This window comes from Brevinematia bacterium, assembly GCA_039630355.1.
Lineage (GTDB): Bacteria > Spirochaetota > Brevinematia > DTOW01 > DTOW01 > SKYB106.
The window spans coordinates 1-12244 of record JBCNVF010000018.1 but is presented as its reverse complement, the minus strand read 5'-3'; the positions used below and the strand labels follow the sequence as shown (position 1 = coordinate 12244).

The 12244-nt window shown below is 37.0% G+C and carries 11 protein-coding genes and 3 tRNA genes; 8 read left to right on the top strand and 6 right to left on the bottom strand.

The genetic code is table 11. From position 1 onward, the window contains the following. Positions 1 to 229 precede the first annotated feature (229 nt). Positions 230 to 1516, top strand: coding sequence for a cell division protein FtsA (gene ftsA, locus ABDH28_01555; protein MEN2997713.1), 1287 nt, complete (start codon positions 230 to 232; stop codon positions 1514 to 1516). 23 nt (positions 1517 to 1539) lie between these two features. On the opposite strand, the gene ABDH28_01550 is transcribed toward ftsA, so the two are convergent. From ABDH28_01550 to ABDH28_01535, 4 genes are all read right to left on the bottom strand, one after another. Further along, entirely contained in the window at positions 1540 to 2904 is a 1365-nt protein-coding gene (locus ABDH28_01550; protein ID MEN2997712.1) for a type II and III secretion system protein, read from the bottom strand. Positions 2905 to 2917: 13 nt separating this feature from the next. Beyond that, positions 2918 to 3865 carry a malate dehydrogenase gene (gene mdh, locus ABDH28_01545; GenBank protein MEN2997711.1) on the bottom strand — a complete coding sequence of 316 codons (948 nt, stop codon included), beginning with the start codon at positions 3863 to 3865 and terminating at the stop codon, positions 2918 to 2920. Positions 3866 to 3929: 64 nt separating this feature from the next. Next, entirely contained in the window at positions 3930 to 5441 is a 1512-nt protein-coding gene (locus ABDH28_01540) for an oligosaccharide flippase family protein (protein ID MEN2997710.1), read from the bottom strand. After that, positions 5438 to 6478 carry a glycosyltransferase family 1 protein gene (locus tag ABDH28_01535; protein MEN2997709.1) on the bottom strand — a complete coding sequence of 347 codons (1041 nt, stop codon included), beginning with the start codon at positions 6476 to 6478 and terminating at the stop codon, positions 5438 to 5440. The genes ABDH28_01540 and ABDH28_01535 overlap by 4 nt, the downstream gene beginning before the upstream one ends. A 415-nt stretch (positions 6479 to 6893) precedes the next feature. Here ABDH28_01535 and ABDH28_01530 point away from each other — a divergent pair, with 415 nt between their 5' ends. Both ABDH28_01530 and truB read left to right on the top strand, forming a co-directional pair. Further along, positions 6894 to 7832, top strand: coding sequence for a hypothetical protein (locus ABDH28_01530; GenBank protein MEN2997708.1), 939 nt, complete (start codon positions 6894 to 6896; stop codon positions 7830 to 7832). Between the two features lie 26 nt (positions 7833 to 7858). Then, a complete protein-coding gene (gene truB, locus ABDH28_01525; GenBank protein MEN2997707.1) occupies positions 7859 to 8584 on the top strand; it encodes a tRNA pseudouridine(55) synthase TruB in 726 nt (241 codons plus the stop codon). On the opposite strand, the gene ABDH28_01520 is transcribed toward truB, so the two are convergent. Beyond that, positions 8579 to 9862, bottom strand: a complete 1284-nt coding sequence (locus ABDH28_01520; protein ID MEN2997706.1) for a dihydroorotase — start codon at positions 9860 to 9862, stop codon at positions 8579 to 8581. The two genes, truB and ABDH28_01520, sit on opposite strands and share 6 nt — an antisense overlap. Before the next feature lie 306 nt (positions 9863 to 10168). On the opposite strand from ABDH28_01520, the gene ABDH28_01515 reads away from it, so the two are divergent. From ABDH28_01515 to ABDH28_01500, 4 genes are all read left to right on the top strand, one after another. Next, positions 10169 to 10252 (top strand) — tRNA-Tyr (locus ABDH28_01515). A gap of 4 nt (positions 10253 to 10256) precedes the next feature. Next, a tRNA-Phe gene (locus ABDH28_01510) sits at positions 10257 to 10329 on the top strand. 6 nt (positions 10330 to 10335) lie between these two features. Continuing rightward, a tRNA-Ile gene (locus ABDH28_01505) sits at positions 10336 to 10409 on the top strand. A gap of 20 nt (positions 10410 to 10429) precedes the next feature. Beyond that, the gene (locus ABDH28_01500; GenBank protein ID MEN2997705.1) at positions 10430 to 11230 is read left to right on the top strand and encodes a C4-type zinc ribbon domain-containing protein; all 801 of its coding nucleotides are present in this window, start codon (positions 10430 to 10432) and stop codon (positions 11228 to 11230) included. Here the strand turns inward: ABDH28_01500 and ABDH28_01495 are convergent. Beyond that, entirely contained in the window at positions 11227 to 11712 is a 486-nt protein-coding gene (locus ABDH28_01495) for a flagellar protein FlgN (GenBank protein MEN2997704.1), read from the bottom strand. The two genes, ABDH28_01500 and ABDH28_01495, sit on opposite strands and share 4 nt — an antisense overlap. 455 nt (positions 11713 to 12167) lie before the next feature. Between ABDH28_01495 and ABDH28_01490 the strand changes: the two genes are divergently transcribed. Then, positions 12168 to 12244: 30S ribosomal protein S12 (locus ABDH28_01490; GenBank protein MEN2997703.1), on the top strand; the 77-nt coding region annotated here is incomplete at its 3' end.

Here is a 12244-nt window from a genome sequence, read left to right as displayed (position 1 = left end):
AATTACAGAAAAACTATAAATCACTTTATCAAAAACTTTCTACTTGACCTTCCAACCAAGCTCAGGAAGAAGATAGTAGAAGTTGTTCTTGCAATCATTCTCTCTGGAAGCTTGAGGATATCTAGGGTATCTCTCAGCAGCAGGAAGAAGGAATAGTCAAGGTATTCAGAATACTTTTTCACAAAAAAATACCAAACTCTTGACCAAACTTCAGTTAGAAAAGTGTTGAATGAAAGTTTATAGCATATTTAAAATACTCTCTAGGTGTGAAATGCCGTCAAAGGTGTCGGATAGTAACATAATTGCATCTGTAGATGTTGGTAGTTATAAGATCGCCTGTGTTATAGCTAGGGTTGTTGGTCAAAATGAGATAGAAATACTTGGGGCTGGACAAGTTTTGTCAGAGGGGGTGAAAAGGGGCACGATAGTTAATATTCAAGAGGCTTCGCAGGGAATACAGAAAGCGGTTGAGGAAGCTGAGATAATGGCCGGAGTTCAGATAGACAGTCTTTATATTGGGCTATCGGGAGTATATTGTGAGGGGATAAATACGAAGTCTGTTGTTGCAGTTAATAATAAAGAGCGTGAAATAACATATTCTGAGGTCAAGAGGGCTATAGATTCCGCTACAGAGCGAGTAGTTCCTTTGAACAAAGAAGTAATCCATGTGATTCCGCAACAATACTCAGTGGATAATCAGGATGGTATTAAAAATCCTTTAGGAATGAATGGAACAAGACTTGAAGTTTCACTTAGGGTGATAAATGCTAATGTCACACAGTTGCAGAACCTTATAAAGGCTGTTTCCAAAGCAAATTTTGGGATAAGTGATTTTATCTTAGGTTCGGTAGCCGAGGGTGAGTTGTTACTTTCTGAGGAAGAAAAGGATTTAGGAGTTGTGCTTGTTGATATTGGTGGAGGGACAACAGAAGTGGTTGGATATTATAACGGTAGTGTATGGTTTAATGGGGCAATACCTATAGGTGGAGTAGATATAACAAGTGATATTTCTACCATATTTAAAACAACATTCCAGCAGAGCGAAAAGATCAAAAAACTCTATGGTCATGCCTTTCCGCCATCTGTAGATGAAGATGAAACGATAGAAGTACAAATGATAAACAAGAGAGTTAAGACCATAAAGAGGGTTGGGCTAGCAAAAGTAATAGAAGCTAGAGTTGAGGAAATATTCTTGGAGGTAAGAAGGATGTTAGAGAATAGTGGAATGTATGAATCTACTACAGCTGGGATAGTGCTTACGGGTGGTAGTTCCTTGCTTCCCGGAATTGATGGAGTAGCTGAGAATGTATTCAACTTGCCATGTAGAATAGGGTTTGTTGAGAATATCGGTGGTATATCTGATGCTGTTAAGAGCCCAGTTTTTGCTAAATCCGTAGGATTAGTATATTATCCGTTACTTAAGAGTAATATCATAGTTCAGGACTCTAGCTCTCAGAAACCAAAATTTTTCAAGAAGATAAAGGATTTCATCAATAATTTCTTTTTCGGAGAGTAGAATACTAAGCTTTCTGGTTGAGGCTATTTACTCTCTTCCACATTTCTGGGAATTGAGTAATCAACTATTTCTGGAGTAAGGACTATGAGGATTGTGGATCTTGTTGTTGATTTTGAAACATTTGCGAATAGGATTTCACCTACTATCGGTATGTCCATTAGAAAAGGAATACCTGACTTTTTGAGAATGTCTGTGGTTTTTTCAAGCCCTCCTATGACTAAAGGTATTCCGTCTTTAACTACTGCTTTTATCTCACCTTCGGTGGTATTTATCTGGGGAGCTTTCAATGTTGATGTTAAGTCTACAAATCTGTATGATGAAATTCCAACTTTAACATCAACTGCAACTTCACCTTCAATGGTAATCCTTGGTTCTACTTCAAGCTTTATGCCTGCCTCAATAAAGTCAATTTGTGAAGTAGTTGTGCCTGCTTGTGCTTGTTCCTGTATTATACTTTTAACATAGGGAACCTTGTCACCTATCAGTATCTTTGCTTTCTGCCCATTTCTGCACACAACCCTAGGAGAAGAGAGAAGTTTAACATCACCGTATGTTGACAGTGTCTTTATCAGTCCAGATACAATTCCTCCACTTTCAGGCACTTCTGCGGAAAATTTAAGGGCAAAGATGCCAGTTCCTGATATATTCTGTGGTGAGGATTGGAAAGAGAGAGAAGTTATGCTTTTTATTACATTGTCCAATGTTATGTCAAAACCATAGTCAAGAGAATTGTTTCTATCTATTTGTATTATCTCTACTTTTATCATAATTAGCTTAGGAGAAACTCCGACGTTTTTAAGGAAGCTATCAATTGCTATTAGGTTAACAGAAACATCTTTGACTATAAGCATGTTGTTTTCAGCATCAATAAATATGTCTCCATAGGGAGAAAGATAGGGTTTTATCATCTCCTTGACTTCTTTAAAGTTCATAAACCTTAGATCGTAAACTTTAGTTGTTGTGAAATTTTCTCTGAGTATTCTCTCATATTCGCTGTAAGGCAAAAACATCAGGGTAGTGCCATCATATAGGATATACACGTCTGAAAGCTTTAGAAGCGTCAGAATTATATCGTAGATTAGTGTGTCCTTAGCAGAGATTGTTAGGCTCTTTGGAGGGATTTGGGGGGATATAACCACTGGTATGGGTATTTGTGATCTTAGAAAATTTAGAACATGCTTTATCTCTACGTTTTCAAAATTGATGGTAAGCTTGTTAGTTAGCACTTTGGCAAGTTCCGGGAAAAAGCTTTTCGGAATTTTTTTTGCTGGTTGGACTGAAGGTGAAGGAGGATAGGGACTAGATAGCTCGCCGTGAGGTTCAGAATATTGAGAGTATCCTATACAGCTTATAACTAGTAGTAATGCTATTAATACAAATTTATTCATATTTGACCTCCTACTACATCACTCCAAGTCTTTCTAGGAGCTTACAGGTATTTTTTACACTCTCGGAGGATCTTCTAACAAGTTCTATCTCTTCCTTTGTTAGAGGAAGTTCTATTATTTCTTCTACACCTTTACAGCCAAGTTTTACAGGAACTCCGAAAAACAGGTTGTTTATTCCGTATTCTCCTTCGCATAAAGCTGAGCAAGGTAAGATTTCTTTTTTGTCAAAAAGTATACTCTCAATCATTTTTGCAACAGCCATAGCGGGGGCGTAGTAAGCCGAACCTGTCTTAAGAAGATTTACGATCTCAGCACCACCGTTTTTGGTCTTACTAACTATCTCGTCTATCTCACTTTTATGTAGGAGTTTGGATAAGGTTTTTCCACCTATTGTTGTAAGAGATGTTATAGGCACCATTTCATCACCGTGTCCACCAAGCACAATTGCATTGATACTGTTGTATGAACACCTTAGTTTTTCTCTTATACAGTATTTAAACCTAGCTGTATCTAAAACTCCCCCCATCCCCATAACTCTATTTTTTTCAATACCCGCTACCCTATATGCTAGGTAGGACATTGCATCAACAGGATTGGTTACTACTATAATGTAGGCTTTAGGTGAGTACTTCATAAGGTTTTCCACTACCTCTTTCACTATTTTTGCGTTTGTTTCAAGTAGGTCTTCTCTCTTCATTCCGGGTTTTCTCGCAATTCCTGCTGTTATCACTGATATCTGGCTATCTTCCACAAGTGAGTAGTCTTTACCTCCAATTACTTCAATATCCACAGAGGATATTGCACATTGTTGACTTATATCTATTGCTTTACCTTTGGCTACCTCTCCTTCAATGTCTATAAGTCGTATGTCTGCATATCCTTTTTGAGATAGAATACTGGCTAGGGTGCTACCTACGTTTCCTGCCCCAATTATTGAAACTTTTACTTTTTTCATAAACAAAATTTTCTTTGAAAGCAAATTTCAATTTCAAAAAGCCAAAGTTAGCATCACCTTTTAATAGAGTTTAAGTTTTCCTGTCTATTAGCCTTAAAGCAAGCTTTAGAAGAGTCTCCTTGATCTCTCTTGCTGTTTCATCCCTAAGTAACAAGAGTGTTGTAAAATACACTAAGCTATACAGACCTCCTAGTATCCCAGTAAAAGCAATTATTTCTATGATCGTTGTTGGTTTTAAGGGTAGGAATTGGGAGATTAAGGTATGTAGTAGAACTATTGATATGGATACAAATAGATGCAGGAGAGTGTTTTTAGAGAGGAATAGAGTTTTTAGAACATTTGTTGGGAGGATCTTCGTTGATAAGACTAAAAATATAAGAAGAGTTGTGATATCGCCGATGAGAAGTGAGATGCTAGCACCTAGGTATGATGCAGTTGGTACAAGTAGAATCAGCATCACAAATGTGATAACCCAACTTATGACACTTCCTATTGTTACCAATCTTTCACCATTGTTAGGGTTTAGAATTTGAAATTCTATGATGCTCTTAAGGACGTTTGTTATTAAAAGAAGAGACATTATTTTCAATGATAGTTCTGCTTCAATGAATTTACTACCGCCTATTATTTCCATTATTTCTCTTGAAAATGAAAAAGTAATTGAGAATGCGAAAAATGAGATAAAGGTAATGGAGTTTGAAGTTTTCTTTAAAAGGTTTATGTATTCTTCCTTACTGTTTTGGGAAAGAACATGAGTTAGTCTTGAGTAGTTTACACTGATTAATGAGTTTACCATTATCAAAAGAATGAGAATTACTTTCCTGACAGCGGAGAATAAGCCCACTGCCTTGTCAGGATTTGTTGTTTCTAGGAAACCCAGTAGTATTACATCTATACCTGTGTTTAGTATGCTGAAAATACCAATCAGGAAGAACATCAGCATTGAAGCTAAGTGTCTTAGAAATGAGGAGGATAATTGTAGTTTAGTGTGGCGTAGAGCGAAGGCAAAGTCAAGTATGTTAAGTCCAAATACTGAGAAAGATACCACAAAAGCGTAGATTGTATAATCTTTTGGCTCCCTTACTGTGATGAGTATTGCCAGTATAACAATGACTTTTACGAGGAAGTTTCTTATTGCAAGATATTTAAAGTTTTCAATTCCTGTGAAGAACCAACCTACGGCCATTTGGTTTAGAAAAAGGCTTATTCCAACTACTAGGTAGAGAAGAAGGTCTTGTTTTACTTTTTCCACGAAAAAGAAGGTTGTGATATAGAGTATAGAGGCTAGGAAAGAGGAAAATGTGAAGAGTAAGAATAGTTCTGAGAATACTCTTTTCATTTCTATGGGGTCATTTCTTACTTTGGATATTTCCCTTATTGCGTAGTTGGTTCCTACGCCGAAGTTCGCAAGCAGGATAAAGTAGTTTGCAAAAGCTAGGGCGAAGCTTGTTTTTCCGAATCCTTCTGGTCCAAGGATTCTTGTAACGTAGGGTATAGTTATTATAGGGTAGAGCAAATTTACTATTTTCACAAGTAGGTTGAATTCATAGTTTGTTTTTAAGCTTGGTTTTTTACTGCTCATACTAGTTTCTTAAAGAGTTCTACGTATTTTTCTGCTGATGTGGTCCAAGAGAAATTTTTTACTCTCTCAAGCCCTTTGGTTCTCAGATGTGCTTTTATTTCAGGGTTTCTTGCTAGAAGTAAGATTTTTTCTGCTAGTTCATTGGGGTTTTCAGCTTCAAAGAATAAAGCAGAGTCTCCACACACTTCTGGTATACTTGATCTGTTTGATGCTATGATGGGGCATCCGCAGGCCATTGCCTCAAGTAGTGGTAGCCCAAACCCTTCGTATATAGAAGGAAAAATGAAAAAGTCAGATTCGTTATATAATCTAACTGTCTCGTCATCCGAGATTTTTCCTGTAAATCTTATTTTATTTTTGGGTATTAGTTTTAGCGCTTTTTCCACTTTTTCGTCTTGGGGCATACCACTGTCTCTGCTTCCAACTATTACCAGTTCATGAGGGATCTCATCCATAACCTTTGAAAACGCTTCAAAGATTATTCCTATGTTTTTGTGTTTTGCTAGAGCTCCTATGAAGAGGATCTGGTTTTTTCTTGGAATATTTAGGAAGATGAACTTTTCTAGGTTTATCCCGTTGTAGATAACAGAGACTTTGTTTTTTGCTTCTGGAAAGTATTTTATTATTTCCTCTTTTGAGAATTCTGAGACTGTTACAATAGCATCTGCTTTTCTGAAAGCAAAGCTATAGATGAGATTGTAGTAAGCTCTTGTCCATTTTGAAAAAGTTTCAGGAAATACTTTCACTCTTACGTCGTGGATGGTTACAACTAGTTTGGTATTCTTAGGAAGGTATAGAGGAACTATGTTTGAGGGGCAAAATAGAATATCAGCTTTCTCAGCTAACACAGAGAGGGGTAAGATTGTATGTTCCCATAGTGTTCTGTAGAACTTGATGGGTCTGGGTTGCTTTATAATCCATTCAAAATCTTCGTTTTTGAGTAGACTTGGCAGTAGCTCACTTATATACCTTCCTATTCCTGTAACTTGAGGTCTTGATAACATTTGGGTGTCAATTACTATTTTTGGCTTTTTCATATTATCTTCCCTTATATCACTTTATTTTGCTTCATCTCATTCTCTTTATTGTTTTTTCATTTGGAGGAAAGAGACTCTTCTTTTTAGCGGTGTGAGGTATGGCATAAGGTGTTTATGCTTACTGCAGTTTTCCATACTTTGCGTTGAATGATAAAGGATTTTCTGAGAGTATGGCAATTTAGGGGTCTTGTTTTTAATAAATTCCAGTTCCCGTTGAGTGAGAAGACAAGACTCTAAACTTTTTGTTTACTTCCTCATTTCTGGGTGGTGTTTGTCAAAAGACTGTGAGGAGAGTGAAGAGAAAGCTATTTTCTGATTACAAATTTTAGAAGCTATTGGTGCTTGAAGAAAAACTGTTGAAAAAATTGTGTTATTGTTTGATAATATTCCTTGAGAAGAAGAAAGGGAGGTTGCTATGAAAGCATCCATATATTCACTCACCTTCAAAGACAAGGAAAGATTTCTAACCTTGTTCTCCAATAGAGTATTGACAGTGGCTTGTGGTGTGGTTTCGGCAATAATACTGTTTTTTGTTATTTATTTCTCCTTGATATGGTTGAGAGTGGTAGAGTTTGGTATAATGAGCTTTGTGGGACATCTTGGTGCTGCTGTGTTTATAGGAGTGCTTGCGGTGTATCTTAAGATTCTGGAGTATAGGTTAGAGATGCTTTCATACAAAGAGGCTAACATTCACGATATTATTCCAAACTTTTTGTATGTTTTTCTTTTGGCAGTTACAATTTTGTATGTAGTTGCTTACTATCTTATGCATGTTGATTTGAGTGCTGTGAATATAGAAAATCTTTCGTCACTTATAGTTATAGCTTTAATCGGTTCAATAATATTTGCTTATATGCTATCTTCAACTTGGTCGTGGATGTATGTCAACTTTCTCAACTATGTTAGTGATATTGATTGGATATCAAAGTTTGATGAAGATGCTTTTTACAGACTTCTTCCCTTAAAGTTTTACGAGAGTAGAAGGTATCATGTTCCTCTTTCTTTGGGTGTAGTTGAGCTTAAAAACTATGACAGTGTTGTTAAGAGAGTTGGTAAAAGAAAGATGCAGAGATTGATGCTGGAACTTATGGAGGAGATAAACTCTAGGATAAGGTTTGTTGATCTTGTTGCTAGAATAGATGATGGTAGTAAAATAGTTGTTGTAATGAATGTGCCATCTGCTTCGGCGAGTGTGCCTGTTTTAAGAGTTCTTGAGGCCTTGGAGCAGTTTAATGAGAAGTATAACCTAAAGCTTGAGTATAGGGGTAGGGTTGTTGGATTCACTCCAGATATGATTTCGGAAATGGATTTGCTTAAGAGTGAGGGTGAGGAAGTTAAACTGGAGGCTAGGTAAGGTTTTAGGATAACATAGTAGATAATATGCTGGATGGGGTGCTTGCAGTAGACAAAGGTGGTGGGATATTATCTAGCAAGGTTGTAGATAAAGTAAAGAGAGTTTTGAAGGAAGGAGGAATAGTATCCAAGGTTGGGCACGGTGGTACATTGGATAAATTTGCAAGTGGGCTTCTTCTTATACTTTTAGGCAAAGCTACAAAGTTGTTTGAGGAGATAAAGGATCTTCCGAAGGTATACGTAGGGGTTATAAAACTTGGTGAGGTTAGAACGACAGATGATGTTTATGGTGAGGTTGTACAATCTTTTGATTCTGTTTCTGTTTCAAGAAATGACATTGAGGTGGCTTTGAAAAACTTTGAAGGTGAGATATTACAATTACCTCCTGCTTTCTCTTCGGTGCATATAGAGGGCAGAAGAGCATACCAGATCGCAAAGAGAGATTATTATTCTGCTCTGAGAAGTCTGAAACCTAAGAAGGTAAATGTCTATAAGATTGAGCTTTTGGAATTTGATCCTGACAATGCTGAGGTGAGAGTGTTTGTAAAATGTTCTGGGGGAACATACATAAGATCCATAGCTAGGGATTTAGGACAGATTTTGGGAACTGGAGCGTTTCTTAAAGAGCTTAGAAGGGAGGCTATTGGTAATGTTTCTGTTGATGGTGCGGTAGGAAGTAGTGAGATATCGGTTGATGTTATTCTTCGGAAGCTGGTGAGTATTGACGAGTTTAGGAAAGCAAATAGCTTATGAGAATGGGTATACTATCTTTCCACCAACGATAGTATACTTGATCTCTCCTATAACTTCCATTCCTAGGAAGCAAGAGTTTTTGCTTTTGGATACAAAGAAATCTTCAGTTATGATTTTTTTGGGAGTTGGGTCAAAGATTGTTATGTCTGCATTACTTCCTACGGAGATGTGTCCTTTATTTTCAAGTTTGATTATTCTTGAGGGGTTATATGATAGGAGTTTAACAAGCTCTAACATTGATATTGTTCCTTTAGTGACTAGATAGGTATAAGGGACTAGTAGTAAGGTTTCTATACCTGTTGTTCCAAAAGGAGCTTCTTGAAATGTGAGTGATTTTTCAAATTGTGTGTGTGGAGAGTGATCAGAAGCTATTGCATCTATTGTTCCATCTTTTATAGCTTCAATAAGTGCTAGTCTATCTGCTTCTGTTCTTAGAGGAGGGTTTACTTTCTTGTTTGTGTCTAGGTGAGAGGTAATACTGTCTTCGGTGAGGATGAGATGGTGGGGGGTGACTTCGCAGGTTATTCTGATCCCTTTGCGTTTTGCCCATCTTATAAGTTCTATAGATTCTTTTGTTGAAATATGTTGAAGATGGATGTAGGAGTTTGTTTCTTGTGCCAGTAGTATATTTTTTGCAACTGCTATGCTTTCACTACAGTTTGGTATTCCCTGAAGACCAAGCTCTAGGGATTTTTTACCTTGGTTTATTACTCCTCCTTCTGACAATGTTGGTTCCTCTGGATGTTCAAAGACCAGAACTTCAAAGTTTTTTGCGTATGTTAGTATCCTATGCATAATTCTTGGATCGCTTACTGACTTACCGTCGTCGGTAAATACATAACACCCTATGCTTTTGAGAAGCCCCATTTCAGTAAGTTCTTTGCCTTCCATTCCTTTAGTGGAGTTTGCGGATTGTATCACATTTACAACTGCTTTTTTTGAAATTCTGCTTATAACATCAAAGTATACCTCAGGAGAATCAATCTTTGGGTTTGTATTGGCCATAGCAACCAGGGTAGTTACTCCTCCCTTGGCACCAGCCTTTGTCCCACTATCTATTGTTTCCTTATTTTCATTTCCAGGTTCTCTTAGGTGCACATGCAGATCTATAAGTCCCGGTAGGACATAAAGTCCTCTGACGTCTAGATATTTTTCTGCACTGAGGTTATGTCCAATTTTGGTGATCTTTCCACAACTTATTGCTATATCTAGTTCTTCGCCATTTATGTTGTTTTTATAGCAGAATACCCTCCCTCCTTTTATTACAAAATCTTCCATACTAGCTGTAATTGTAAATAAGTTTTTTGCACGATTTCCAAAAATCTTAGGTAAGTAAGCAAAATTCTGAACTTTTCGTTTACTTACTTTCTTTGATTTTAGATAAGATTTGTCAGTTGTGGATCTTGCTTTACACCAAGCTTCTTAGGTGCCTACCAGAAGGAGTATTTACCTGGTCAATAGGATTGCAAGAAGAGTAAAAGGAAAGCCTTGCCTAATTGTTAGTTCTGGAATTTATTGTAGAATAGTTGAGTGAACTTGACAAGTGGAGGTTGAGATGTGTAATATTATTAGTGCTTTTATTGTGGAGAGATACCCAAGCGGTCAACGGGGACAGACTGTAAATCTGTTGGCGTTATGCCTTCGGAGGTTCGAATCCTCCTCTCTCCACATTGGGGAGGTAGCTCAGGCGGTAGAGCGAGGGCCTGAAAAGCCCTGCGTCGTCGGTTCGACTCCGACCCTTCCCAATATCAGGGCCTGTAGCTCAGCAGGTCAGAGCAGCTGACTCATAATCAGCGGGTCGCAGGTTCGAGTCCTGCCGGGCCCAATTTGCTTAGGTAGATGCCAATGAAGATCAAGGAACTTTCTTCGGAAGATGTTCTTAACTTTATCTCAATCTTAATTGAGGTTCAGGAAATATATTCCCAAATAACAGAATATAGGGAAGGTCTAAATGAAAAATTTAAGAAAATAGATAACTACAAAAAAGAGTTAGGAAGACTCTCTAGACTGCTACAGAAATACGAAAGTAAAAAGAAAGAACTACTACTTCAGAAAGATGTAATAAGCGAAAATTTGGCATCAAACAAAAAGAGACTCATTGAGCTTATGGAAAGGGAGGAAGAAATAGCTAGAAACCAAAGAACCATAGAGTCTTTTAACATAGAGATAACAACGATAAGAGCTACTATCAGCACCATTTCCGAGGAGCTTATGGACATAGAAGAACAGATAAACGACTTGGAAGATAGATATGCTGAAACTAAGGAGAAATATAATAACTTGCAAATAGAATTTCAGGCGGAGGAAAAGGTTTTCCAAGAGGAGACAAAGGAGGTATTGTCCAAGATAAAGAAACTTGAAGAAACACAGAAAGAGAAACTTTCAAAGGTACCTCTGCATATAGCACAACATTTCTCAAATATATTACAAAAGAAGAAAGGGATAGCAATAGTTCCTGTTGATAGTCTTGGGGAGGGGAAAAAGTTTAAGGAAGAATATCACTATTGCACAGGGTGCAACATAGTGCTACCTTATGTAGTTGTTGAAAAAATAAAACTAAAAGCTGATATTGTTCAATGTCCATCATGTTTTAGATACCTTTACGATCCTAGCTGGTTTCAGAAAGAACAGACTTCTGAAATTTAGGTAATTGTGGAGTAAGTTGTTAGATCTATCTTTATTTCTTTTTTGCCCTTGGAATTGTAGTTGTTGTCAGATGGTTGTAGGTTTGTGAGTTTTTCTATTAGCGAGAGAGAAACATTCATTGAGCTTTCTATCAGAACTTTGTTTTCAAACGAAAGTAGCTTTATCTCGGAAATGAGAGATATTATTGAGTTCTTCAGATTTTCCAAAAGTGGCTTGTTTGATGCAAATTCTAATATTCTTGATAGAGTTATCTCTTCGGAAGAAGAGTTTAATCTGTGGGATATTTTCTTCATAATTTCTTTTCTAGCAAATTCATACCTGTCCAGCTCGTCAAAAAGTTTCTCTTCTTCGGAGTTTATTTCTAAAAGTTTTTCTGCTTCCCTTTTTATAAGAAGATCCTTTTTCAGTCTTTCCTTTTCTAATATACAACCTAAGATCTTTTTTTCTTCTTCAAGTATATCCACTAACTCCTTTTCCCACATATTCCCACCTCTATTATAGATTTTCGGAATATGTTGATTTTCACAAATTTTTTCATCATATTGGTTTTTCAGAGTTATACTTTGGACTTATCTTACAAGGTCTAAGTTTACAATTAGGTGTGGTTTTTCTTTTACTTCTCTTCTCTTGCAGTCCCTGTCAGAACTGAGTGAACATTTTTCAATGAAGCGTCTAAGAGGTTAAGTTTCTAACCTCATTACGTTACATTACCTGTGAAGATTTGGGAGATTTGCGGTTAGTAGTTGAGGTAAATGGGAAGGAAAGTATGTTTGTGCAACTACACTTACCTCTCGGGGGCAAAAACTATTGAGTTCCTTTTCTTTGTCTTTGTGATACTTTGATAGTTTGATAAACGTTTTGATGCTTTTCAGAGTAGTGTTTGCAAGTGTGTGGTGTTTTTTTCTAAAATAATTGTGGTTTTTGGTGGAGTTTTGGTATGCCGACGATAAATCAGCTTGTGAGGAAGGGGAGGGAGAGGGTTAGGAAGAGGAGTAAAGCGCCTGCATTGAGGGG

What these genes read in the sequence shown, in the direction of transcription:
- ABDH28_01495 (MEN2997704.1), bottom strand. Translation starts at nt 11,712, where the DNA reads ATGTGGGAAAAGGAGTTAGTGGATATACTTGAAGAAGAAAAAAAGATC.
- ABDH28_01550 (MEN2997712.1), bottom strand. Translation starts at nt 2,904, where the DNA reads ATGAATAAATTTGTATTAATAGCATTACTACTAGTTATAAGCTGTATA.
- ABDH28_01540 (MEN2997710.1), bottom strand. Translation starts at nt 5,441, where the DNA reads ATGAGCAGTAAAAAACCAAGCTTAAAAACAAACTATGAATTCAACCTA.
- ftsA (MEN2997713.1), top strand. Translation starts at nt 230, where the DNA reads ATGAAAGTTTATAGCATATTTAAAATACTCTCTAGGTGTGAAATGCCG.
- ABDH28_01500 (MEN2997705.1), top strand. Translation starts at nt 10,430, where the DNA reads ATGAAGATCAAGGAACTTTCTTCGGAAGATGTTCTTAACTTTATCTCA.
- ABDH28_01535 (MEN2997709.1), bottom strand. Translation starts at nt 6,478, where the DNA reads ATGAAAAAGCCAAAAATAGTAATTGACACCCAAATGTTATCAAGACCT.
- ABDH28_01520 (MEN2997706.1), bottom strand. Translation starts at nt 9,862, where the DNA reads ATGGAAGATTTTGTAATAAAAGGAGGGAGGGTATTCTGCTATAAAAAC.
- ABDH28_01530 (MEN2997708.1), top strand. Translation starts at nt 6,894, where the DNA reads ATGAAAGCATCCATATATTCACTCACCTTCAAAGACAAGGAAAGATTT.
- truB (MEN2997707.1), top strand. Translation starts at nt 7,859, where the DNA reads ATGCTGGATGGGGTGCTTGCAGTAGACAAAGGTGGTGGGATATTATCT.